Origin of the sequence: Methylobacterium sp. WL9 (genome assembly GCF_008040035.1) — a bacterium.
In the GTDB taxonomy this organism is placed as follows: Bacteria; Pseudomonadota; Alphaproteobacteria; order Rhizobiales; family Beijerinckiaceae; genus Methylobacterium; species Methylobacterium thuringiense.
Genome location: NZ_VRVE01000005.1, coordinates 23950 through 48046, shown reverse-complemented (window position 1 = coordinate 48046; position 24097 = coordinate 23950). Strand labels below are relative to the sequence as shown.

Annotated in this window: 23 protein-coding genes; 10 read left to right on the top strand and 13 right to left on the bottom strand. The window is 67.5% G+C overall.

From position 1 onward, the window contains the following. Positions 1–6 precede the first annotated feature (6 nt). From FV217_RS03515 to FV217_RS03485, 7 genes are all read left to right on the top strand, one after another. Positions 7–867, top strand: coding sequence for a transglutaminase family protein (locus tag FV217_RS03515; RefSeq protein WP_147814348.1), 861 nt, complete (start codon positions 7–9; stop codon positions 865–867). A 59-nt stretch (positions 868–926) separates the two neighbouring features. Beyond that, entirely contained in the window at positions 927–2309 is a 1383-nt protein-coding gene (locus FV217_RS03510; RefSeq protein ID WP_147814346.1) for an ethanolamine ammonia-lyase subunit EutB, read from the top strand. Beyond that, positions 2306–3088 carry an ethanolamine ammonia-lyase subunit EutC gene (eutC, locus tag FV217_RS03505; RefSeq protein ID WP_147814344.1) on the top strand — a complete coding sequence of 261 codons (783 nt, stop codon included), beginning with the start codon at positions 2306–2308 and terminating at the stop codon, positions 3086–3088. Before FV217_RS03510 ends, eutC begins: the two co-directional genes overlap by 4 nt. A 195-nt stretch (positions 3089–3283) precedes the next feature. Next, positions 3284–4090: an SDR family oxidoreductase gene (locus tag FV217_RS03500; protein ID WP_147814342.1), complete on the top strand. Its 807-nt coding sequence runs from the start codon at positions 3284–3286 to the stop codon at positions 4088–4090. A gap of 5 nt (positions 4091–4095) precedes the next feature. Beyond that, positions 4096–5478 carry a dihydrolipoyl dehydrogenase gene (locus FV217_RS03495; protein ID WP_147814472.1) on the top strand — a complete coding sequence of 461 codons (1383 nt, stop codon included), beginning with the start codon at positions 4096–4098 and terminating at the stop codon, positions 5476–5478. A gap of 96 nt (positions 5479–5574) precedes the next feature. Continuing rightward, a complete protein-coding gene (locus tag FV217_RS03490) occupies positions 5575–8193 on the top strand; it encodes a histidine kinase dimerization/phosphoacceptor domain -containing protein (RefSeq protein WP_147814340.1) in 2619 nt (872 codons plus the stop codon). Further along, entirely contained in the window at positions 8190–8771 is a 582-nt protein-coding gene (locus tag FV217_RS03485) for a biliverdin-producing heme oxygenase (protein WP_147814338.1), read from the top strand. Before FV217_RS03490 ends, FV217_RS03485 begins: the two co-directional genes overlap by 4 nt. A gap of 22 nt (positions 8772–8793) precedes the next feature. On the opposite strand, the gene FV217_RS03480 is transcribed toward FV217_RS03485, so the two are convergent. Together FV217_RS03480 and FV217_RS03475 are read right to left on the bottom strand one after the other, a co-directional pair. Further along, on the bottom strand, positions 8794–9864 hold the full coding sequence (locus FV217_RS03480; protein WP_147814470.1) for a lysylphosphatidylglycerol synthase domain-containing protein: 1071 nt from the start codon (positions 9862–9864) through the stop codon (positions 8794–8796). 11 nt (positions 9865–9875) lie between these two features. Further along, entirely contained in the window at positions 9876–10244 is a 369-nt protein-coding gene (locus tag FV217_RS03475) for a (2Fe-2S) ferredoxin domain-containing protein (protein ID WP_187272415.1), read from the bottom strand. Positions 10245–10492: 248 nt separating this feature from the next. Here FV217_RS03475 and FV217_RS03470 point away from each other — a divergent pair, with 248 nt between their 5' ends. Then, positions 10493–11830, top strand: a complete 1338-nt coding sequence (locus FV217_RS03470) for a capsule biosynthesis protein (protein ID WP_147814336.1) — start codon at positions 10493–10495, stop codon at positions 11828–11830. A gap of 134 nt (positions 11831–11964) precedes the next feature. After that, on the top strand, positions 11965–12249 hold the full coding sequence (locus FV217_RS03465; RefSeq protein WP_147814334.1) for a hypothetical protein: 285 nt from the start codon (positions 11965–11967) through the stop codon (positions 12247–12249). A gap of 9 nt (positions 12250–12258) precedes the next feature. Here the strand turns inward: FV217_RS03465 and FV217_RS03460 are convergent, their stop codons facing one another. From FV217_RS03460 to mtnA, 9 genes are all read right to left on the bottom strand, one after another. Then, the gene (locus FV217_RS03460) at positions 12259–13623 is read right to left on the bottom strand and encodes a sigma-54 dependent transcriptional regulator (protein ID WP_147814332.1); all 1365 of its coding nucleotides are present in this window, start codon (positions 13621–13623) and stop codon (positions 12259–12261) included. Between the two features lie 46 nt (positions 13624–13669). Next, complete coding sequence (gene fliN / locus FV217_RS03455; protein WP_147814330.1) at positions 13670–14017, bottom strand: flagellar motor switch protein FliN; 348 nt, start codon at positions 14015–14017, stop codon at positions 13670–13672. Between the two features lie 12 nt (positions 14018–14029). Next, positions 14030–14638, bottom strand: coding sequence for a FliH/SctL family protein (locus FV217_RS03450; RefSeq protein ID WP_147814329.1), 609 nt, complete (start codon positions 14636–14638; stop codon positions 14030–14032). Then, positions 14635–15687 (bottom strand): flagellar motor switch protein FliG, encoded by a 1053-nt coding sequence (fliG, locus tag FV217_RS03445; protein WP_147814327.1) that lies wholly within the window; start codon positions 15685–15687, stop codon positions 14635–14637. Before fliG ends, FV217_RS03450 begins: the two co-directional genes overlap by 4 nt. A gap of 39 nt (positions 15688–15726) precedes the next feature. Beyond that, complete coding sequence (gene fliF, locus FV217_RS03440; RefSeq protein WP_147814324.1) at positions 15727–17340, bottom strand: flagellar basal-body MS-ring/collar protein FliF; 1614 nt, start codon at positions 17338–17340, stop codon at positions 15727–15729. Positions 17341–17529: 189 nt separating this feature from the next. Continuing rightward, the gene (locus FV217_RS03435; RefSeq protein ID WP_147045024.1) at positions 17530–17805 is read right to left on the bottom strand and encodes a DUF1153 domain-containing protein; all 276 of its coding nucleotides are present in this window, start codon (positions 17803–17805) and stop codon (positions 17530–17532) included. 118 nt (positions 17806–17923) lie between these two features. Beyond that, on the bottom strand, positions 17924–18589 hold the full coding sequence (locus tag FV217_RS03430) for a flagellar hook assembly protein FlgD (RefSeq protein ID WP_147814322.1): 666 nt from the start codon (positions 18587–18589) through the stop codon (positions 17924–17926). Positions 18590–18601: 12 nt separating this feature from the next. Beyond that, positions 18602–19888, bottom strand: coding sequence for a flagellar hook-length control protein FliK (locus tag FV217_RS03425; protein WP_147814320.1), 1287 nt, complete (start codon positions 19886–19888; stop codon positions 18602–18604). Positions 19889–20234: 346 nt separating this feature from the next. Further along, the gene (gene mtnA / locus FV217_RS03420; protein WP_147814318.1) at positions 20235–21332 is read right to left on the bottom strand and encodes an S-methyl-5-thioribose-1-phosphate isomerase; all 1098 of its coding nucleotides are present in this window, start codon (positions 21330–21332) and stop codon (positions 20235–20237) included. Between the two features lie 179 nt (positions 21333–21511). On the opposite strand from mtnA, the gene FV217_RS03415 reads away from it, so the two are divergent. Then, complete coding sequence (locus FV217_RS03415) at positions 21512–21826, top strand: DUF2853 family protein (protein ID WP_147814316.1); 315 nt, start codon at positions 21512–21514, stop codon at positions 21824–21826. A 192-nt stretch (positions 21827–22018) separates the two neighbouring features. Here the strand turns inward: FV217_RS03415 and FV217_RS03410 are convergent, their stop codons facing one another. Both FV217_RS03410 and serA read right to left on the bottom strand, forming a co-directional pair. Then, complete coding sequence (locus tag FV217_RS03410) at positions 22019–22210, bottom strand: DUF1902 domain-containing protein (RefSeq protein WP_147814469.1); 192 nt, start codon at positions 22208–22210, stop codon at positions 22019–22021. Between the two features lie 268 nt (positions 22211–22478). After that, on the bottom strand, positions 22479–24071 hold the full coding sequence (gene serA / locus FV217_RS03405; protein WP_147814314.1) for a phosphoglycerate dehydrogenase: 1593 nt from the start codon (positions 24069–24071) through the stop codon (positions 22479–22481). Positions 24072–24097 lie beyond the last annotated feature (26 nt).

Below are 24097 nucleotides of genomic sequence, written 5' to 3'. Positions count from 1 at the left end.
ACCGACGTGCGCTTCAAACTCGGCTGCAGCCTCGCCTATCAGGTGAAGGCCCCCACGACGTTCATCTTCAATGTGGAGGTCGCGCATCTGAAGAGCCTCGCGATCAAGAGCGAAATCCTGACCTTCGCGCCGGACATCGAGCGCCGCGTCTACGCCACGCCGGACATGAAGAACCGCTACATCGGTCTCAACGTCGCTCCCGGCCCGCTGTCCCTCGAATACAATGCCGAGGTCGAGCTGACGGTTCACCGCGCCGATCCGGCGACGGTCAACGAGACGCCGGTCTCCGAGCTGCCGCTCGACATCCTGCCCTTTCTGCTGCCGAGCCGCTTCGTTTCCTCGGACCGCCTCGCCGCCTTCGCCCAGGCCGAATTCGGCCATCTGCCCAAGGGGCATCGGCGGGTGAACGACATCTGCACCTGGATTAACGAGCACATCGCCTACCAGCGCGGCGCCAGCGACGGCGAGACCACCGCCCACGAGACCCTGCTGAAGCGCGCCGGCGTCTGCCGCGATTTCGCGCATCTCGGCACGGCGTTCTGCCGGGCGCTCGGCATCCCGGCTCGCTTCGTCTCGGTCTATGCCTACGGCCTCGTGCCGGCCGACTTCCATGCAGTGTTCGAGGCCTATCTCGACGGGCGCTGGTGGCTGTTCGACGCGACGCGGCAGGCCCATCTCGACGGCCTGGTGCGCATCGGTGTCGGCCGCGACGCCGCCGAGATCGCCTTCTGCACGCCCTACGGCGAGATGGAGCCGACGAACATGCAGATCCGCATCGACCGTGCCGACGGCGGCTCCGAGCCGACCGAGCGCACGGTCGACGCGATCTCGACGGAAGAGCCCGCGCCGCATGCCGGCGCGGTGTGAGGCTCGACAGGAAGCACGATCCTGCCATCCTGTGATCCCGTGACATCAGGAGACACCGGATGGCCTATCGCCACCTCGTCGGGTCCCGCACTCACGTCTTTGCCGACCTTGCGATACTGATGGCCAAGGCGACGCCGGTTCGATCCGGCGATCGCCTGGCAGGCATTGCAGCGGAATCGGCTGAAGAAAGCGTGGCCGCGCGCTGGTGCCTTGCCGAGGTGCCGCTGTCGGAGATCCTGGCCAAGCCGCTGATCCCCTACGAAATCGACGACGTCACCCGGTTGATCCTCGACACGCACGATCAAGCCGCCTTCGCCGAGATCGCCCACCTCACCGTCGGCGATTTTCGCGAGTTTCTGCTGACGGCCTCTTTCGAGACGCTTGCGCGCATCGCCCCGGCGGTGACGCCGGAAATCGCGGCGGCGGTCTCGAAAATCATGCGTAACCAGGATTTGATCCTGGTGGCCCGCAAAGCCCAAGTCGTCACGAAGTTTCGCAACACCATCGGACTGCCCGGTACGCTGGCGGTGCGGCTGCAGCCGAACCATCCGACCGATGACGCCAGGGGCATCACCGCCTCGATCCTCGACGGGCTGTCCTATGGCTGCGGCGATGCGGTGATCGGCATCAACCCGGCCTCGGACTCGATCCGCACGCTGTCGAGCCTGCTCGGCCTGCTCGACGACGTGATCCAGCGCCTCGCGATCCCGACGCAATCCTGCGTGCTCACCCATGTCACCACGACGCTGGACGCGATGAACCGCGGCCTGCCGGTGGATCTCGTCTTCCAGTCGATCGCGGGCACGCAGAAGGCCAATGCGAGCTTCGGCGTCACGCTACCGATCCTGAAGGAGGCGCACGAGGCGGCGCTGGCGCTGAAGCGCGGACCCATTGGCGACAACTGCATGTATTTCGAGACCGGGCAGGGCTCGGCGCTTTCGGCCGACGCCCACCACGGCATCGATCAGCAGACCTTGGAGGCGCGGGCCTACGCCGTGGCACGGGTCTATCGGCCGCTGCTGGTCAACACCGTGGTCGGCTTCATTGGCCCCGAATATCTCTACGACGGCAAGGAGATCATCCGGGCTGGGCTGGAGGATCATTTTTGCGGCAAGCTGATGGGCGTGCCGCTCGGCGTGGACGTCTGCTACACCAACCACGCCGAGGCCGATCAGGACGACATGGACACGCTCCTGACCCTGCTCGGCGCGGCCGGCTGCACCTACGTCATGGGCGTGCCCGGCGCCGACGACGTCATGTTGAACTACCAGTCCACCTCGTTCCACGATGCGCTCTACATCCGCGAGGTGCTGGGCCTGAAGCGCGCACCGGAATTCGCGGCTTGGCTCGAAGAGATCGGGCTGACGGACGGGGAGAGTGCTCTGCTGTCCGGCAATGCCGGTACCGCCTTGCTGACGGCCGCACCGGATCTCGCCGCGTGAGCGAAGACGATCTCTGGAAAAGACTCGCACGGCTGACGCCGGCCCGGATCGGACTCGGCCGCGCGGGGGCCGGGCTGCCGACGCGAGAGGTGCTCGGTTTCGGCCTCGCCCACGCCCAGGCTCGCGATGCCGTGCACACGCCGATGGACGCCGAGGCGATCACCACTGCGATCGAAGCGCTCGGCCTGCCCGTCCTCGCCGTCGCCTCCCAGGCCGAGGATCGCGCGACTTATCTGCGCCGGCCCGACTACGGCCGCCGCCTCGCTTCCGAGAGCCGCGACCGTCTTACCGCGGCCGCCGACGGCCCCGTCGACCTCGCCATCGTCGTCGCCGACGGCCTCTCCGCCCGCGCCGTCCACGAGGGGGCTGCGCCGATGCTCGCCGCACTGAAACCGCTCGTCGACAAGGCAGGCTGGAGCCTCGGGCCGGTCATCGTGTCCGTCCAGGCGCGCGTGGCGCTGGGCGACGAGATCGGAACGCTCCTCAAGGCGCGGGCGGTGGCCGTATTGATCGGCGAACGTCCGGGGCTCTCCTCGCCCGACAGCCTCGGCCTCTACCTGACCTTCGACCCGAGACCCGGCCGCTCGGATGCCGAGCGCAACTGCATTTCCAACGTCCGCCCGGCGGGGCTCTCGCACGACCTGGCGGCATTCAAACTGCATTGGCTGATCGCGCAGGCTTTTTCGCGGGGGCTCAGCGGCGTGAACCTGAAGGACGAGAGCGACGCCGCGCTCGATGCGCCGCCGGAGCGGGCGTCATTGCCGGACACCTCGGTTTAGCAAGGGCCGCGCGTACCCGAAGCGTAATCCCGTCCTCGGTGCCGCAGTGCCGGCAAGCCTGGAACGTTCGCATCGCCGTGGTGTTGGCGACGCAATGTCAGGCCGGTGCGCCAAGCGCGCTTCGGGCCGTCACGAAGCCGCAAGCCGCCTTATCGGCGCGGGCTCCGTACCTCTCACGATCTAGTGGAGTTTCGAATGGATCTCGGCATCAGCGGCCGCGTCGCCGTCGTCACGGGCGGCGATTCCGGCATGGGCTACACCAGCGCGGAGTACCTGCTGCGCGAAGGCGTCAAAATCGTCCTGTCCGACATCAAGGATGAAGCGGTGCAGGACGCCGCCAAGCGTCTCTCGGCATTGGGCGAAGTCCGTGCCTTCGCTGCCGATCTGTCCTCGAACGACGGCGCGGTCGCGCTACGGGCGTTCGCAGACACGGCGTTTGGACAGAAGCCGACGATCCTCGTGAATGCGGCCGGCGTCACCGGGGCCACCGGTGACTTTCTGGAGATCGACGACGCGGGCTGGCTGGAGACCATCCAGGCCGACCTGATGGGTGCGGTGCGGATGGCTCGGGCCTTCATCCCCGGCATGCGCGAGGCCGGTTGGGGCAGGATCGTGCTGTTCACCTCGGAGGACGCCGTGCAGCCCTATGTCGAGGAGCTGCCCTATTGCGCGGCCAAGGCCGGGCTGATGAACCTCACCAAGGGCCTCTCGAAGGCCTACGGGCCGGACGGCGTGCTCGTGAACTCGGTCGCCCCCGCTTACATCGCCACGCCGATGACCGACGCCATGATGGAGAAGCGCGCCGAGGAGATGGGCGTGTCCTTCGACCGGGCGATCGAGACCTTCCTGGACGAGAAGCGTCCCGGCATCGTCGCCAAGCGCCGCGGACGGGTCGAGGAGGTCGCGGCGGCGGTCGCGTTCCTGTGCTCGGAGCAGGCGAGCTTCATCACCGGCGAGAACCTCCGCGTCGATGGCGGCGCCGTCCTCACGATGGCGTCGTGAGTCCGATGAGAGAGCTGTCCTGCGACGTCGCGGTCATCGGCGCCGGCACCGCGGGCATCGCTGCGCACCGCGCCGCCCTCGATGCGGGCGCGGCCTCGATTCTGATCGAGCAGGGGCCGGGCGGCACCACCTGCGCGCGAGTCGGCTGCATGCCTTCGAAGTTGCTGATCGTGGCGGCGAATGCGGCCCATGAAGCCCGCGCGGCGCACCGCTTCGGTATTCATGTCGAGCACGTGCGGGTCGACGGCCGAGACGTGATGCGGCGCGTGCGCCAACAGCGCGACTGCTTCGTCGACAGCGTGTTCGAGGGGCTGGAGAAACTTCCGGAAGGCAGCCGGATCACCGGCCGCGCGGTGTTCGAGGACGCGACGACCCTTCGCATCGACGACGCGATCCGCCTGCGCTTCAAGGCGGCCGTGATCGCGACGGGATCGAGCCCGAGCGTGCCGAAGCCGCTGGAGGGCCTCGGCGAACGTCTGCTCACCACCGACACGCTCTTCGAGATCGAGGATCTGCCGGAATCGATCGCGGTGCTCGGTGGGGGGCCTGTTGGGATCGAACTGGCGCAGGCGCTGGCACGGCTCGGCGTGAAGACCGCGTTGTTCGATCCCGCCGGTGCGTTGGGCGGGATCGCGGATCCCGATCTGGCCGAGGCGGCGCGCGACATTTTCGGGAAGGATATCGCGCTCCATCTCGGGGCGACCGTCGAACGTGCCGAGGCGACAGAGGGCGGCGTTACGCTGCACTGGTCTGACAAGGATGGCGGAAAGGGCTCGGCGTCGTTCGCCCGGGTCCTGGCCGCCACGGGCCGCCCTCCGAACGTGCGCGGCATCGGGCTCGCCAGCACCGGCCTGTCCCTCGACGAGGACGGGATGCCCGCCTTCGATCCACACTCGCTCGTCTGCGAGGGTGACTCGATCCTTATTGCCGGAGACGCCAACGCGGCCCGTCCGGTTCTGCACGAGGCGAGCCGCCAGGGCCGCATCGCCGGCCGCAACGCCGCTGTGCTGGCACGGTCCGACAAAGGATCGATCGAGAACCCAAGGCCTTGGGTGAAGCTCGCAATGGTCTTCACCGAGCCGCAGATCGCGGCGATCGGAGACCTGGGCGGCGACCTCGTCGGCAAGGTGGATTTCTGCGACCAGGGTCGTGCCCAGGTCATGGGCCGCAACCAGGGCGGCATGCGGGTCTACGCGGACCGGAGCGGCCGCCTGCTCGGCGCCGAGATGCTCGGTCCCGACGTCGAGCACCTCGCGCACATCCTGTCCTTTGCCATCCAGGACGGACACACGGCGCAAGACCTGCTCGACAGGCCGTTCTACCACCTGACCCTGGAAGAAGGCCTCCGGACCGCTCCGTCCGATATCATACGGAAAACTGCAGGTTGAGCACGAAGTTGTGCGGAAGCATCCTCGTCGTGTCGCCGGAACCGTCACCTTCTGAGGATTGCGCGAGAGGGCGGGCGCGGTCATACCGGGGCCGGAATGATCGACCCGCCCCACAACAGGATCCAGGACGTCCTCGGGAAGTCCGTCGATCTCGACGCCCTGTCGCCCGAGGCGCTCGACCGTCTCGACCAGGGCGTGATCGCGCTGGACGCGGCGGGCCGGGTGCTGTCATTCAGCGAGGGCGCCGCGAGCCTTTCGGGGTTCTCGGCAAGCGCCGTCGTCGGCCGTCACTACTTCCGCGACATCGTGCCGAGCACGAACGTGCCGAGCTTTCACGGTCGTTTCCTGAGCGGGCTTCGGCGCGGGCGCCTCGACGAGACCTTCGAGTTCGTGTTCGGGCGAATGCCGCAACCACTGCGAGCACGCATTCATCTTCGCGCGTCGGCGACGCCTGGTCGCTACTGGCTGGTGATCGCCGCCCTCGAGAACATCGGCGCGGGACGCTCGCGCGAGGCGGTGATGGCGGCCGTTGGCCGGCGCGTCCGGGCCGAGCCGGTCGATCCGAGCCTGTGCGAACGCGAGCCGATCCACATCCCGGGCTCGATCCAGCCCAACGCCGTCATGCTCGCGGCGGATGCCGAGACGCTCGCGATCCTCGTCCACAGCGCCAACATCTCCGACGTCTTCGATGACGACGGCACGGCGCTCGATGGGCGGCACCTGAGCGAGGTCCTTCCGGCCGGTTTCGTGGCGCTGGTCCAGGCCGGCGTCGCAGCGGGAAGCCTGGAAGACGGCCGGCTGCTCCGGCAGGCGGTGACCCTCGCCAGTCGGCCGGACGACCGCTTCTACGCCGTCGCACATGTGCGGAGCGGCCGGGTCATCGTCGAGTTGGAGCGCGCGCCCGACCGTCCTGACGATTTCGGTTCGGCCACCCCGTTGGAGACCGAGTTGGCGGTCGTCCGCCTGCGCGGGGCCGAAAGCCTGGACGAGGCGGCGCGGATCGTCGCGAGCGAGATCCGGATCCTCACCGGCTTCGAATCCGTCCTCGTCTACCGCTTCGACGCGGACTGGAACGGCGAGGCCATCGCCGAGGATATGATCCCCGGCTGGCAGCGCCCACTGATCGGACTGCGCTTCCCCTCCTCGGACATTCCGGCCCAGGCCCGCGCGCTCTATCACAAGGCCAAGAGCCGCTTCGTGATCGACCGCGACTGCGTGCCGGTGCCGCTGGTGGCGGGTAAGGCAGCCGGCAACGGGCCGATCGACCTCACCTTCGCCCAGAACCGCACGCTTTCGCCGATCCATCTCGAATATCAGCGCAATCTCGGCGTGAACGGTTCGATGTCGATCTCGATCCTCGTCGAGGGCCGGCTCTGGGGCCTGATGATCGGCCATCACCGGCAGCCGCATTACGTCGCGCCCGAGACGCGGGCCGCCTCGACGGTCCTCACCGACGCCTTCGCCATGCGCGTGCAGGAGATCGAGGCGCATCGCCGCTGGGCCGAGCAGCAGACCCATCTCGACATCGAGGGGCGGCTCGTGCGCGGGCTGACGCGCACGGACGACTTCGTCCAGGCGCTAACAGTCGGTTCGACCACGCTGCTCGACCTGTTCGATGTCGGCGGCGCCGGCATCGTCTCGGAGGGCCATGTCAGCCTGATCGGGGCCTGCCCGACCGACAAGGAGGTCTTGGCGCTCGCGGATTGGTTGAGGGAGGCCCTGCCGCAAGGCCAGCCGAGTTACACCACCGATGCCCTGAGCAGCGCCCATGCCCGTGGCGGCGCTTATGCGGCTACGGCGAGCGGCCTGCTCGCGGCCTTCGTCGATGCCGAACGGCTGCACCTCCTGCTCTGGTTCCGCCCAGAGGTGCCGAGCACGGTCACTTGGGGCGGCGATCCGCGAAAGCCGGTCATCGCCGGTTCGGGGTCGGTGGCGGTGCTGCCGCGCCGCTCTTTCGAGCGCTGGGTCGAGGAACGCCGCGGCGTCGCGACGCCGTTCGCGGATTGGCAGGTCTCGCTCGCCGAACAGCTCGCCCAGGCGGTCGAGGGCGTCGTCCTGCGCCAGCGGCGCAAGATCGAGGAACTGACCGATCTTCTCGTCGAGAAGGAGCGGCTGCTCGCGCAGAAGGATCTGCTCACGCGCGAGATCGACCACCGCGTGAAGAACTCGCTGCAGATCGTCTCGGCTTTCCTGCACATGCAGCGGCGCCAGATCACCGACCCGGCCGCACGGCAGGCCTTCTCGGAGACCTCCGGCCGCGTGATGAGCGTCGCGCGGGTGCATGACAGCCTCTATCAGGCCGGCAGCGTCGAGGAGGTCGATCTCGGTCAGACCATCGACAACTTGTGCAAGGATCTCGCGGGCCTCGCCGGTAACCAGCACGTCGTCGAGCTCACTGCCGATCCCGGGCTGATGGTGCCCTATCAGAAGGCGGTCTCACTCTCGCTGATCGCCACGGAACTCGTCACCAACGCCTTCAAATATGCGGGCGGCCCGGAGCGGGGAGCGCGGGTCAACGTAAGCGTTTCGGCCGTCGAGAGCGGCGTCAAGCTCAAGGTCTGCGACGACGGGGAGGGGCTTCCTCCCGACTGGGACACCGGCAAGGCCAAGGGTACCGGCCTCGGGATGAAACTGGTGCGGGCCATGCTGGACCAGATCAACGCCCGGATCGAGGTCGAGAACGTGCCCGGCGCCTGCTTCGTCGTCTACGCGTGACCGAGGGGCTCCACGCACGGCTTCGGGCGGCGACCGCAGGGGCGCATCAGGCCCTCGAACGCGACCTCGATTGGGAGGCGCGCACCGCCACACTTCAGGGATATCGCGACCTGCTCGCGCTGATGCGTGGGTTCCATGCCGGTTTCGAACCTGCGATCGGCCGCATGCTGGACGACGAGGATTTTTTCGGGCCGCGGCGTAGACTCCAGGCGCTCGATGCGGATCTGAACCGGCTCGGGCTCGGCGCGACGGATATCGCAGGACTTCCGGCGGTCTCGCCGATCGCCCTGACGAGCCGCGCGTCGGCCTACGGTGCGCTCTACGTGCTCGAAGGCTCGACGTTGGGTGGACAGGTGATCGGCCGCTCGATCGCCGAGCGCCATGGCCCCGATGCCGAGGCCGCCTGCCGCTACTACCGCGGACACGGCCGCGCCACCGGCCGGATGTGGAACGCCTTCCGCGCCCGTCTCGACGGGCTCGACGGCGACGATGCGCTGGTAGCGGGGATCGCGACCTTCGATGCGCTGAGGACGTGGCTGGCTCGCGCGGAAGCCGTTCGAGCCGTGACGGCATCGTAAGCCCGACACCTGAATCGGGGCGCTACGAGCCCCCCGGCGAGACGCCGTCGGGGTTCTCGGCGCGAGACGGCGGCAGGATCGTCGCGCGGCGAGCCTCCAGCATCTGCCAGGCGACCAGCGAGGGCAGGCCCAGTACGACGTCGGGAACCCGCTTGGCGAGCGACAGTGCGATGGCCGTGCCGGCGTCGATGCCGAACAGGGCGCCGACAACGACGAAGCCGCCCTCTTGAACGCCGAGCCCGCTCGGAACCGGAAAGGCTACCGACTTGATCGCCTGCGACAGTGATTCCAGCACGATCACCTCGGTGGCATTGATCTCGACGCCGATGCAGGTCAGCGCGATCCAGATCTCCGCCGCTCCGAGCCCCCAGGCGGCGAGGTGGAGCATAAACCCCTGCGCGAGGCGGCCGCGCCGGCCCCGCGCCCAGACCGCGTCGAGCGCCGGCTGCACGCCGAGTCCGGATTCTTCCGGCACCTGACCAGGCGTGGCCGTGCCGGCGACCTGACGTCCGAGAGTGGTAAGCCCGCGTTCCACGAGCTTGGCCGCGCCGAGCCGCTGGAACGCGAAGAAGGCTCCGAGCAGGACGATCGCTACGCCGAGGGCCTCGAGCGTGAAGAGCGCGAGCGAGGCCGCCGCCTCTCCCTCCACCTGCTGGAGCAGGAGGACGCCCGTCAGGGTGAAGGCGATCTCGGTGGCGACCTGAAGCAACATGTCGGCGAGGATCGAGGCGGCTGCGAGCCCCCCCGTGACGCCCCAGAAGGTCAGGAGACGCCCGCCGACGACCTCGCCGCCGACCGAAGCCACCGGCAGCAGCACGTTGATGCCCTCGCGCACGAACCGAAGGATCAGGAAGGCTGCATCCTCCACGCTCGACAGACCGTCGAGGACTCGGGCCCAGGCGATCCCACAGAGCAGGATCACGCCGACGCGCACCAGCACCACGCCCGCGAGGCCGACGAGCCCGATCCGGCCGAACGCCGCTCCGATCGCGGCAACGTCGTTCGTCGCGATCAGCCAGACGCCGAGCGCGAGACCGAGCACGGTACCGACGAGCGGCAGGCGACGCAGCAGCGCGCGGCCGATCCGGGCCATCGGACCAGTACTCACGACGGGATGTCTTTCGATTCCGGTCCGGTGCGGCCAGTCTCCGGAAGAAGGCCCCGGACCGTTGCCGGGGGGAGGGCCGGATCGAGCAGCAGGACGCGGCTGCGGCTGATCGAATCATGCGTCGCCACGGCGATCAGCCGTTTCGGGCAGGGGCCGAGGCATCCGGTCTCGACGACGCGCATCCTGCGCCCCTGCGTCTCTCGCTTGAACGCACGCTTGAGCGAACGCCCGAACGCGCGCTTGGGCAGTCCCTGACGCTTGGCGCATTTCGAGCAGACCACGACGAGGTCGTCGAAATCGGCCTTTGCAGCCCGCGGCGTCGCGCCCAGACCGGCGGCAGCGGTTCCCTGGTGGTCCTTGCCCAAGCGTCGATCCTTCGGAAGGCGTGCGGTTCCGGTAGCGGAGACTCCCGCGCCCTATCGCGAAAGCACGAGTCGCACGCAATCCTGCCGGGAATGCAGCAGCGACGCGTGCGCCACAAAAAGGGCCGAAAAAGACGAGACTTGAGAGAGATGTGGCCACGGCTTTCCGACAAAAGCACCGCGATGCGTCGCGGCCTGCGACGGGTCGCCGCCGCTCGCGCCCGCCGGTGGATCCGCAGGGACCCAATTCTATGAACGCCGACGAGGTCAAAGAGCGCGAGGTCAAGGTCCGACCGAGCGAGGGTCTGCAGGGCCTGATGGATCTGGCGCGCCGCTCCGTGCCCGAACTGCGCCGGAACATCGAGACCCTCGAACCGCTCAAGGAAGGCGGTGCCCTGGCATTGCTGCGCCGCGCCCGCGAGCGCGTGAACTGGCGGCAACTGCCGGGTCTGCGGCAGCGCGCGCCGAAACCAGCCGAGCGGCTCCAGGTGGTGCTGGCGAAGCGGTTTGCCTATTTCATCGTCCTGCCGACCGCGATCATGGCGCTCTACCTGTTCGTGTTCGCTTCGGACCAATACGTCGCCCAGGCGAAATTCGCCGTGCGCGGCGACGTCGAGCCCATGGGCGAGACCTCGGGCGGTGGCGAGTTCGCCAGCCTCATCCAGAAGCACAACAGCCAGGACAGCTTCATCGTCCGCGATTTCGTGCACAGCCGCACCATGGCGGAGGCCGCGCAGTCCGTGCTGCAGGTCTCCAAGATGTTCTCGGGATCGGACGCGGATTTCTGGGCACGCTACCGCGACGGACAACCGATCGAGGAATTCGCCAAATACTGGACCAAGCACGTCAACGCCCACATCGAGGCGGTCTCGGGCGTCATCACCCTGAGCGTGCGGACCTTCAAGCCGGAGGATTCGGTGGCGATCGCCGAGCTGGTGATCGCCCGGTCGGAGAAACTGGTGAACGAGATCTCGCGGCGTGCGCGCGCCGATCTCATCGCCCATGCGGAGACGGATGCGCGCGCCGCAGAGGAGCGGCTGAAGAAATCGCGCCTCGCACTCCAGAGCTTCCGCAACACCTGGGGCATCATCGATCCGCTCAAGACCGCGGAATCAACGCTTCAGACCATCGGGATGCTGAACAAGGACAAGCTCAAGGCCGAGAACGACCTGCAGGTTCTGCGCGACTCGCGCCTCGACGAGAAATCCCGCGGCGTCCAGACCCTTGTGGCCACGGTCGCGGCGATCGACGGCCAGATCAAGCGGCTGAAGGACCAGCTCACCAACGAGGGGCTTGCGGCCGGCACGCCGAACAACATCACGCAGGCGCTGCTCGAATTCGAGGGTCTGAAAATCGAGCAGCTGATCGCGGAAAAGCTCAACGAGTCGCTCCACCTGATGCTGGACAAGGCCCGGATCTCGGCCAACAAGCAGCAGGTCTATCTGGCGGTCTTCGTGCCGCCTTCGCTGCCGGCCTCGTCGATCTATCCGGAGCGCGGCTACACGCTGATGGTGACCTTCTTCTGCTGCTTCGCGCTATGCAGCGCCGGGTCGCTTCTGCTCAGCGGCGTCAAGGACCAGCGGATCTGACCAAGACCCCTGCCAGGGGCACCCGCCCCGTACCCGCCGGAATGACGGGCACGTCCTTTCGGAGAGGCCGGCCGGTGCACTAGAAGCGGGTTCGGGCCTCGAACCGTTCGCCCTGCGTCCTTGCCGTAAAACCCATGTCGGATTTCACAGACCTCGTCGCGCGCGCCGTCAACCCGTCGATGGGCCGGGAGGAGCGCGAGTCGGTCTACAGCGTCGTGCGCCAGGCCGTGCTGAGGCTGCAGGAGCGCGAGAACCTCGAGCCCGGGCATCCGCAACGCAGCCTACAATTGCACCTCGTCGAGGAGACGATCCGGGACATCGAGTCCGACGTCGTCCGCTTCCTCACCATGAAGAAGATGCGGGAAGCCGCCGCCCTGCAGGATGCCGAGGCCGAGGCTCGCGCCGGAAAGCGCCGTTGAACGAGCGGCCTACCCGTAGGCAGCCACGGCCCGCACGCTGCCCGGCTCCGCGACGCCGATCCCGGACTGAACGTATTCGTTGAGCTTGTTCCGCAGTGTCCGGATCGAAATGCCGAGAATCTTGGCTGCGTGCGTCCGATTCCCGAGACAATGGTCGAGGGTGTCGAGGATCAGGTCGCGCTCGACGTCGGCCACCGTGCGGCCGACAAGGCCACGGGTCGCTGCTTCGGCGACCTGCGCGGCGCGCTCGGCCGGCCCGGCTGCACCGCCGATGGAATCGCCCTCGGGCGTCAGGACCGCATCGTGGCCGATCTCGGCCCCGGAGGCGAGCAGCACGGCGCGGTGAAGGGTGTTTTCCAGCTCGCGCACGTTGCCGCGCCAAGGGCTTTTCGTAATCAGTGCAAGTGCGTCGCGAGAGAGCGGGCGCACCGCCAGGCCGTTGGCCTCGGCATATTTCTTGGCGAAGAATCCGGCGAGTTCGAGGATGTCGGCCGGCCGCTCGCGCAGCGCCGGGATGCGCAGGTGCACGACGTTCAATCGGTAGTACAGGTCCTCGCGAAAGGTGCCCTTCTTGACCTCTTCGGCAAGGTGACGGTTCGAGGTGGCGAGCACCCGGATGTCGACCTTCACGGGCGCTGAGCCGCCGACCCGGTCGATCACGCGTTCCTGCAGCGCGCGCAGGAGCTTCGACTGCAGGCGCACGTCCATCTCGGAGATCTCGTCGAGAAGCAGCGTGCCGCCGTTGGCCTCTTCGAAACGGCCGATCCGGCGGGCGACCGCCCCCGTGAAGGCGCCCTTCTCGTGGCCGAACAGTTCGGATTCGAGCAGCGCCTCGGGAATCGCGGCGCAGTTCACCGAGACGAAGGGCTTGTTCGCCCGGTTCGAGCGGGCGTGGACGTGGCGCGCCAGGACCTCCTTGCCGGTGCCGCTCTCGCCGGTGATCAGCACGGAGGCGTCGGAGCGGGAGACCTGCTCGGCGAGCTTGACCACGCGCTCCATGGCGGGATCGCGCCAGACGAAGCTGCGGCCGTCGGCGGCGACCGCTTCCAGAACCGCGGCGATCATCTCGGGGTCGGGCGGCAGCGGGATGTACTCCTTGGCACCCGCCTGGATCGCCGCGACCGCCGCCTTGGCGTCGGAGGCGATGCCGCAGGCCACCACCGGCGTCCGGATGCGCTCGTCGGCGAGCGCGGTCACGAACCGGCGGATGTCGAGGCTGACTTCGACCATCACGAGGTCGGCGCCCCGGGCGCGCAGCGTCGCGAGGCCCTGGTCGATGCCGTCCGCGTGGGTGACGGCGGCACCGCGGTTCATGGCGATCTTGGAGGCGGTGACGAGCTCGCCCGTGAGCCGTCCGACGATGAGGAGCCGCATGGCTCAATCTCCCAGTTGACGAGGGCCCTGCGAGGCGGGCGTCGTTTCAGTGATCGTTCTTGATGATTTCGGTCATGGTGACGCCGAGGCGGTCCTCGACGAGCACGACTTCGCCACGAGCGACGAGACGGTTGTTCACGAAGATGTCGATCGCCTCGCCGACCTTGCGGTCGAGTTCGAGCACGGCTCCGGCATCGAGGCGCAGCAGGTCGCCGATCGGCATGCGCGAGGAGCCGAGCACGGCGGAGACGACCACGGGTACGTCGAAGACCTGTTCGAGGTCGGAGGCGGTCTTCGGGGTCGTCGGCGCATCGAGCACCGATTCCGGACCCACACCGTCGAAAGATGGGTCCAGGTCGCCGAGCTGCGGCAGATGGAAATTGTCGCTTGCCATGATCGCGCTGCCTCAGCCGTGTCGTGATGAGAGAATGCCGGCGGCGTCGAGCGCCGCCGCTTCGACCCTTGCGCGCTCGCGAACGATGCCGCCATCGGCCCATTCGATGCGGGCGTCGCCCTCGGGCATGTCCGGTTCGCCGAGGACAACGAGGCGGCCCTCGAAGCCGCGCTCGCGCGCAAGCCGCTTCACCAGCGCCTCGGCCTCGTCGACGATCGCCTCGTTCACGCGAACGACGAGATGCGGCACGCCGCGCACATGTTGGAGAGCGGCGCGTGCCGCTTCCTCGACCGCAGCCAAAGGGCTAGCGGCAAGGGCATCGCCCGCGAGCTTGCGCGCCAGCGCCGTGGCGAAGGTGAGCGCCTGGTCCTCACGCTCGGCATCGCGGGCGTCGGACTGGTTGATGAGGCCGGCGGCAGCGAGACCGAGCCTGTTCAGCGCGTCGGAGAGCCGAGCCTGGGCCTGCGCTTCGGCGCGGACGCGTCCCTCTTCCAGGCCGCGGGCATAGGCGCGCGCCTCGGCATCGGCGACGGCGGCCGCCTCCTTGGCGGCACCCTGCGCGTTGGGGCGGCGGAAATCCGTGTCGAACAGGAACGGCTTGGTCGACGACTTGGCGTTCAATAGACCAGCTCCTCTTCGCCGCCATTCTTGGCGATCATGATCTCACCCTTCTCGGCGAGGTCCTTGGCGAGCTCGGTCATCTTGGCCTGGGCCTCGTCGACCTCTTTCAGCCGGATCGGCCCCATCGAACTCATCTCGTCACCCAGGTTCTTGGCGGCGCGGGTCGACATCTGGGCGAGGAAGAAGCCGCGCACGCGCTCCTCGGCGCCCTTGAGGGCCCGGCAGAGGGTGTCGTTGTCGACCGTGCGCATCAGCGTCTGCACGGAGCCGGCGTCGAGCTTGAGCAGGTCCTCGAAGGTGAACATCAGTTCGCGGATGCGCTTGGCCGAACCGCGATTGCCCTGGTCGAGCGCCGCCAGGAATCGCGTCTCGGTCTGCCGGTCGAAGGCGTTGAAGACGTCGGCCATGAGCTCGTGCGCGTCGCGGCGGGTGCTCTGCGCGATGGTCGAGACGAACTCGACGCGCAGCGTTTCTTCGATGTGGCGCAACGCCTCCTTTTGCACCGTCTCCATGCGCAGCATCCGGTTGAGCACGTCGATGGCGAATTCCTCCGGCAGGATCGTGAGGACGCGGGCCGCATAGTCCGGGCGGACCTTCGAGAGCACGACGGCAACGGTCTGCGGGTACTCGTTGCGCAGGAAGGCGGCGAGGATGTCCGGGTCGATCTGGGTCAGGCTGCCCCAGACCCGCTTGGCCGAGGCACCCTTGATCTCCGCCATGATCGAGGAGACCTGCTCGGGCGGGAAGATCTTGAGCAGGAGCGATTCGGTACGCTCGTAGTTCGAGGTGATACCGCCGCCGGACGGAAGGCGGGACACGAAATCCACGATCAGCCGCTCGATGGTCTCGGCCTCGAGCGAGCCGAGCTGCACCATGGCGTGCGAGACCTTCTTGACCTCCTCCTCGTCGAGCAGGCGCCAGATCGCGGCGCCTTCCTGCTCGCCGAGAAGCAGCAGGAGCGTCGCGGCGCGCTGCGCACCGGTGAGTTGCTCGAAGCCGCCGCCCGACCCGGCATTGGCAAGCGCGCCGAAATCTATGCCGGCAGCCATCGCCGGTTCCTTTCAAGGCTGGACGGAAAAGCACGCATCTCAGTTGTCGTGGATCCAGTTGCGCAGGACCTCGGCGGTCTCGTTGGGGTTGGCGCGAACCATGTCGACCACGCGCTCGACGGTCTCGGCCTGGATCTTTCCGTTCAGCTTGGCGTGTTCGAGAAATTTGGCGGCCTGTCCCTGGTCGGCGATCGCCGCGACGGGGACTTCGCCACCGGCGAGCGCCATACCGGCCGGACCAGCCAGCATCACCGTCGGGGCCTCCGATTCGAGGACGCGCTTCAGAAGCGGACGCACAACCGCCATCAGCACGAGCAGGGTCAGGGCCGACAGCACGGCAAGCTCGACCCAGCGCATCACGTCTTCCTTGGACGGGCTGAGCAGCGACTGCACCAAGCTCGGCTCGACGAAATCCGGTGCCGGGGGCGCCTCGGCAAACCGCAGGTTGACCACCTCGACCTGATCGCCGCGGGTCTTGTCGAAACCGATCGCGGTGCGCACCAGCGCAGAGATCCGCTCGATCTCTGCGGCCGGGCGCGGTTGGTAGGTCGCCTTGCCGTCGGTGCCGGGCATGTAGACGCCATCGACGAGGACCGCCACGGAGAGTCGTTTCACGCGGCCGCCCTCGATCACCTCGGTCTTGGTGACGCGGGAGATCTCGTAATTCGTAGTCTCCTCGTTCTTCTGCGCCGTGTCCTTCTGGTTCGGCTGCGCGGCAGGCTGGTTGGCGCCCGGCAACTCGTTGCCGACGCTGACCTGCCCCTCGGCGCCGCCGCTGAGCGAATTCTCGCTGCGGGTCTGGCTGGAGCGCACGACGCGGCTCTCAGGGTCGTAGGTCTCCGAACGGCTCTCGATCCGGTTGACGTCGAGATCGGCGGACACCTGCACGCGGGCACGGCCCTGGCCGACGATGCCGGCGACGATCTCCTCGATCTGCGAACGCAGGCGGCGCTCGATGCCGGTCTGCTTCTCCTCGTAGCCGACCGCACCCTCGGCCTCCGCGCCGCGGGCGCCGTCGGCGAGCAGCCGGCCGCGCTCGTCGACGATCGACACGCGCTCGGGCTTCAGGCCCTCGACGGCCGAGGCCGCGAGGTGGCGGATGGCGCGCACCTGCGACGTATCGAGGTCGCCGACGAGTTTCAGCACGATGGCGGCGCTCGGCGCGTCGCGGTCGCGCTCGAACAGGCGGCGCTCGGGCAGGACGAGGTGGACGCGGGCAGCCTGGACGCGGCCGATGGCGCGGATCGAACGGGCGAGTTCGCCTTCGAGCGCCCTGAGGTGGTTCACGTTCTGGACGAAGCTGGTCGAGGAGAACGCGTCGCCCTTGTCGAAGATCTCGTAGCCGACGCCGCCCTGCACCGGCAGGCCCTTGCCGGCGAGGTCCATGCGCAGACGGGCGAGGTCGGCGCGCGGCGCCATGATGGTCTGGCCGGCATCGCCCTTGGTCTCGTAGGTGATGCCGCGCGCATCGAGGTCACGGATCACGGCGCCCGAATCCTGCATCGACAGGTCGGCGAAGAGCACGCCCATGTCGGGGCGCGACATCCGCAGGATCACGAAGGCGAAGAAGCCGACGAGGGTGAGCGTCACCGCGGCCATGGCGGCGAGCCGCGCCGGCCCGAGCTTCGTCACCAGTTCGAGGACCGACTTCACGCGCTGGACGCCTGCGAGACAGATCGCGGCGCCGAACGCCCCGCCCGGCAAGATTTGCCGGGTGCGTGGTTAGCGGCTGGTTAAGAAAGCTTCATTCGCCCCCTGGAACGAAAAGAACCGCGCCAGCTGATGCGGACGCGGCTCGCTTCGTCGCCCGTGGCACCGAGAACGGCGCCCGCAGCCGAGACCTCAATGGCGATAATGCTGGATGCGCGTGGTGCGCAGGCCGGCAAGGCCGTGCTGGTCGATGGAGAACTGCCAGCTCAGGAATTCTTCGGTGGTCAGCGTGTAACGCTGGCAGGCCTCTTCGAGGCTCAACAGCCCGCCGCGAACGGCGGCCACGACCTCCGCCTTTCGGCGAATGACCCATCGGCGGGTCGATACCGGTGGCAGGTCCGCGATGGTCAGCGGAGAGCCGTCGGGCCCGATGACATACTTAACTCTCGGGCGGGGTGTCTCGGTCATGCTACGCTCTACACTCGACTGACCTGTCGAGATCAAACCTACTTGCGTCCGCTTAAAATATGTTGAAGCGGACCGTTCAGAATTGATTCGTTTTTGACCGGACCATGTGGACAACACGCTAAGCGCCCGCCGCCGCGAGGTTTTTCACGGTCGACAGCAACAGCTTGGCAGTACCGACGGCCAGGACCGGCTCGCTGCCGCTGAGATCGACGCTGGTCACCGTACCGGTCACTGAGGTGTCGACCGCGACGGTGGAGCCCGTCGCATCGAGGGCATCGACCTTGATGGCATAGGTGCCGTCCTTCTGCGTCAGGCCCGACGAGCCGCGCCCGTCCCAGGCGAAGCTCTGGCTGCCCGCCGCGAGCGTCGTCGATTTGGTGGCGACCACGTTGCCGTCCGAATCGCTGATCGTGATCAAGGCCTTCGTCGCAGCGCGCGCCGGCGTGAGCGTCCAGCTCGCCTTGCCGTCAGAAAGCGTGGTCTTGGTTCCGTCCGCCGTGACCGTCTTGCCGATGAAGCTCGACGCGGTGGCCGAGGCCGAGGCCTTGGAATTGGTCAGGATCGAGTCGAGCCTGTCGTTCGTCTTCAATTGCTGCTCGACGCCTGCGAACTGCACCAGTTGCTGCGTGAACTGGTTGGTGTCCATCGGGTCGAGCGGGTTCTGATTCTTGAGCTGCGTCGTCAGCAGCGTCAGGAACTGCTGGAAGTTGCCGGCGATCGCCTTTGAGCTCGTGCTCGCCGTCGAAGAGGCCGCGCCGGCGATATTTGAAATGCCCGATGCCATGATCGTGTCTCCTCAGATGCGGATATCGACACGGCCGATCCCGCGCAGGGCGCGGAGCGGCACGAGGTCGATCGGGATGTGGTCGGGTCCGCCCTGAAGGCCGGGTCGGTCTGCCTGGGCGCCGCCGCGGGACTGGGCGTCGTCGCCGGTTTCACGGCCGTTGCGCCCGGTCCCGGCCTCGTCGCCACGAAGCGACAGGCTGACACCGGCGCTCGCATCGAATCCGGTTTGGGACAGGGCCTGCTGAAGGGTGGACGCGTCGCGCTGGAGCAGAGCGAGAGTTTCCGGCCGATCGACGACGAGGCGTACGCCGACGGTGCCCTGGTCCTTGTCGATGTCGATCGAGACGTCGACCCGACCGAGTTCCTTCGGGTCGAGCCGGATCTCGAAGCGGCTGGATGCCCCGAGCGCCCGAAGCCCGATGGTCATCGGCACCGCGCCGAGCGGAATCGGCGCGGACGAAGGCGAAGCCTGAAGATGAGCGGCCACATTGGACGCGGACGCGGCCTTCACGTCGGGCGAGGAGGAGGGCGCAGTCGCAGCCGCCGGATCCGTGCCCGACGCGGCGATCGACGGCATCGTGTCGCCGCCGGGTGCGCCGGCTGCGATCTCGGCTAGCGCCGCTTCGAACTCGGGTTTTACCGCGACCGCCGGGCCGACGGTCTTGCCGGTGCCGGGACCGAGGGATCCCGCACCTTTGGCCGCACCGTCTGCCGCTTCGATCCCGGACTCTTCGTCCGGATCGAAGGCGGTGGCTTTGGAGGCCGTCGGCAACGGCGGTGGAGCCTCGGCGAGTGGCGCTACGAAGATCGCCATCATCGGCGACGTCACGGCCGTCTCGGCGGTAGCCGCAGTTTTGCTCTCGGCATCACCAGTCGAAGAGTCCAGCTCTGCAGGTGCGCTTTTGGTCGCCTCGGCCTCCGATTGTGCGGATGCCGTCGTATCGACCTGCGGCTTGGCCGGTGGAGTGAGTGCAGCCGGGCCGGGAGACGCCGGCTTGGTCGATGTCTCGGCGCGCGTCGCGCGATCCGCTCCCGCGGCTGCCGAGCGATCGGCCTGCGCCGGCCTTTCGCTCGTCTTCGACCCATCGGCCTTCGACATGTCCGTCGCCGCCGTTTTCATTCCTGCGGAGGAGGAGCGGATCTGACTGTCGCGGGCAGCGCGCCGGTCGGACTCTTCGAGCGAGAAGCGTTCGCGCCGGGTCTGCGCGGGATCGCGCGTCTCGGCGAGGTCGCGCTGCACGCCCGATGCGCGCTGCTGCACCCGGCTCTCCACCACATCCTTCAACGTCAGCGACATGCGTCAAGCACTCCTTCACCGAGTGAGCAGCAAGGGCCGAGCCAGGTCGAGTTACCAACAAGTCATTGCAATAATTGATTTATTTCAAACCACTTCGTCACCATGCCCGGACGGGATTGCCGGAGGCCGGCAGATTCTTCCGAGCGTGCCGGTTTGAGACCTGCGAAGCCGTGCAGTTCTTGGAACGTCAGGTCGATGTCGAAAGGGTGCGGCGTGCCTCGGTTGGGAGACAACCGGCAGCAAGCTTTCGCTGAAACGACGGAGATGTCGTTTCGCCGCCGCCAGGGCCGGTTCCGGCGACCCGACGGCGGAACGGCAATGGAGACCTACGCGATCCGCCGGCAGGCTACGCAGGCTTGCGACGCTCCGGATACAGCCCTAGCAAGCCCTCCGGGCTTGCCTGCGCCACGCCACGCTCGGTGATGATGCCGGTCACGAGCCGGGCCGGGGTGACGTCGAAGGCGGGGTTGGCGACAGGGCTGCCGGGGGAGACCACCTGCACGGTCGCGAATCCGCCATCCTCGGTGAGGCCGGTGAGATGCGTGACCTCGCGGGCATCGCGCTCCTCGATCGGGATTTCGGCGACGCCGTCGTTCAACGTCCAGTCGATCGTCGAGAAGGGCAGGGCGGCGTAGAACGGCACGCGTGTGTCGTGCGCGGCCAGCGCCTTCAGGTAGGTGCCGATCTTGTTGCAGACGTCTCCGCTCGCCGTCGTGCGGTCCGAACCGACGATGCAGAGGTCGACCTGTCCATGCTGCATCAGGTGACCGCCGGCATTGTCGGCGATCACGGTGTGCGGCACGCCGTGGGCGTTCAGCTCGAAGGCGGTGAGTGCCGCGCCCTGGTTGCGCGGCCTGGTCTCGTCCACCCAGACGTGGACCGGTACGCCGGCATCGTGCGCCACGTAGATCGGCGCCAGAGCCGTGCCCCAATCCACCGTGGCGAGCCAGCCGGCGTTGCAATGGGTCAGGACGTCGATGCGGCCGCCCTTGGCGACTGCGATGTCGGAGAGGATGCGCGCGCCGTGCTCGCCGATCGACCGGCAACTCGCCACGTCCTCGTCGGCGATCCGCGCGGCCTCCTCGAAGGCCAGGGCCGCGCGCTCATTGTCCGGCACGCCGCGCAGGACGGAGGCTGCCCGGTCGAGAGCCCAGCGCAGGTTGATCGCCGTGGGGCGCGTGGCGGCAAGCGTCGCGACCGCCTGCTCGATGCCCTCGGATGAGGAATCCTCGCGCATCGCGAGCGCCAAGCCGTAGGCGGCAGTGACGCCGATCAGCGGCGCTCCGCGCACAACCATGGTACGGATCGCCCGCGCAGCATCCTCCATCGTCGCGAGGCGCTGCAGTTCGAAGGCGAAAGGCAGGCGGGTCTGGTCGATGACCTGAACGGAAGTGCCGCCGGCATCGGGAAAGATGGTGCGGTAGTGCCGGCCGTCGATCTTCATGACTCGCTGAACCTTGGACTGTCGAACCGGGACGAAAAGCGGCGGCCGGCCTGACGTTTCACGTTATCGTGCGGCTCGTCCGAACGCTTGATTGTGGACGGGCGCACCTACCCCTGCCGCATCACCGCAAATTGCGGCATTCTGCTGGTGGCCGCGCACGGCCGGAGGAGAGTTTCGCGATGTCGGACCATCTCGAGGACGTGAAGAAATACGCCAAGGCGCCGGTCAACGAGAAGGCCGTCGCCGGCCTGACGAAGACCTACCGGCTCGTCCTGTCGAAGCCCGACACGAAATACGTCGCCTGCTCCGACAAGGCCGAGCGCGAGACCGTCCGCAAGAACTTTCTGGAGAAGAAGCTCGGGCTTTCGGGCGACGACCTCGATGCGTCGATCGAGGCGACCTGCAAGAAGATGAAGGCCGACCGCACCAAGTCGCGCCTGACGTTTTACTATTTGCTCGCCGAGCATTACGGCAAGCTCGATATGTTCGCATGACGGGTGACGGTCTAACTCGTCGTCATTTCAAGCCCCGCGAAGCAGCCAGAGGGCAATCTCCCGACGTCTCGAGATTTGGCCCTGGGTTGCTTCGCCGCACTCGCGAAGACGTGAGTGATATACTTCACCGATTGGGATAGACGCGGGCGGTGAAACTGCTGCGCGCGGGACTATCCGCTCACAGTTTTTATTTTACGAGATCAAACCGACTTCGTGATCCAGTGGATCAATATCCAACAGATCTCGGATCATTCCCGGCAGCTTCAAACGAAGTGCCTGAAGGGTCGTGGCCTCGGCCGCGAGCCCTGGTATGTTGGATTGGTTCACGAACCAGACGCAGGCTTCGTCGTCCCACGTGCAGGTTAGGCGAGCGTGTAGACGCATTTCGTCGATCGCGGGCATGTGCCCCAATAGCGCGCGCGGCGCTACACCACAGGAAAGTACCCACGGGCGCCACAAGGGAGGGCGACTGAGTAGCCGGCGCGGTTGGGATCACGCCTCCAATCCCGACTCTTCGGCACGTGGTCACCCGTGAGCAAGAGAACGCTAGCAAATTTCAGCGCCGCCGAAAGGGGGGCGTATGGGGACTCCATCGTCATGCGATACCGGACACGGCGTCTCTCACCGGGCCCGGCACAAGCGCCTGCGTCACTCAGAAACTGACCGGCCGCACCCGCTTCACCTGCGGGATGTCCTGTATCTTCGCCAAGACCTCCGGCGGCACCGGTGCATCCACGGCGACGAAGGCGATGGCGTTGCCGCCCTCGGATTCGCGGCCGAGGTTGAACGTGCCGATGTTGACCCCAGCCTCGCCGAGCACGCTGCCGAAACTGCCGATGAAGCCCGGACGGTCGTGGTTGCGCACGTAGAGCATGTGCGGTGTCAGCGCCGCCTCGATCTCGATGCCGCGGATCTCGATGACGCGCGGCTTGCCGTCGTGGAAGACCGTGCCGGCGGCGTCGCGCGGCATGTCCTCGGCATCCACCGTGATGCGGATTACCGAGTCGAACTCGCTGACGCCGCCCTCGCGCTTGATCTCGTCGACGACGATGCCGCGCTCCTTCGCGATCGCCGGCGCCGAGACCATGTTCACGTCGGCGAGGAAGGGGCGCAGCACGCCGGTCACCGCGGCCGAGGTCAGGGCGCGCGTGTTCATGCCTGCGACCGCGCCCTCGTAGGTGATGCGGATACCCTTGATCGGCGCCTCGGTGAGCTGGCCGAGGAACGAGCCGAGTTTTTCCGCCAGATTGACGAAGGGCTTGAGGCGCGGCGCCTCTTCGGCCGAGATCGACGGGAAGTTGACCGCGTTGGAGATCGCGCCCGACAGCAGATAATCGGACATCTGCTCGGCGACCTGCAGGGCGACGTTCTCCTGCGCCTCCGCGGTCGAGGCGCCGAGATGCGGCGTGCAGATCACGTTCGGATGGCCGAACAGGGCGTTCTCGGTCGCAGGCTCCGTCACGAACACATCGAAGGCCGCGCCCGCCACGTGGCCGGAATCGAGTGCCGCGCGCAGAGCCTGCTCGTCCACCAGTCCGCCGCGGGCGCAGTTGACGATGCGCACGCCGCGCTTGGTCTTGGCGAGGTTCTCCTCCGACAGGATGTTGCGGGTCTTGTCCGTCATCGGCACGTGCAGCGTGATGATGTCGGCGCGGGCCAGCAACTGGTCGAGCTCGACCTTCTCGACCCCGAGCGCCACGGCGCGCTCCGGCGACAGGAACGGATCGTAGGCGATCACCTTCAGCTTCAGGCCGATCGCCCGGTCGGCGACGTTCGCGCCGATGTTGCCGCAGCCGACGACGCCGAGCGTCTTGCCGGTCAGTTCGACGCCCATGAAGCGGTTCTTCTCCCACTTGCCGGCCTGGGTGGAGGCGTCGGCCTGCGGGATCTGGCGGGCCAGCGCGAACATCATCGCGATGGCGTGCTCCGCCGTCGTGATCGAGTTACCGAAGGGGGTGTTCATCACGATGATGCCCTTGGCGGTGGCCGCCGGCACGTCGACGTTGTCGACGCCGATGCCGGCACGGCCAATCACCTTGAGCCTTGCGGCCTCGGCCAGGAGCTTCGCCGTCGCCTTGGTGTTCGAGCGGATGGCGAGGCCGTCGTAATTCGCGATGATGGCGGCCAGCGCCTCCTTGTCCTTGCCGAGGTTCGGCTGGAAATCGACCTCGATGCCCCGATCCCGGAAGATCTGGACGGCGGCTTCGGACAGGGCGTCGGAGATGAGAATTTTGGGAGCGGGCATGGTGGCCTCCGGCTCGAAAGGGAAGG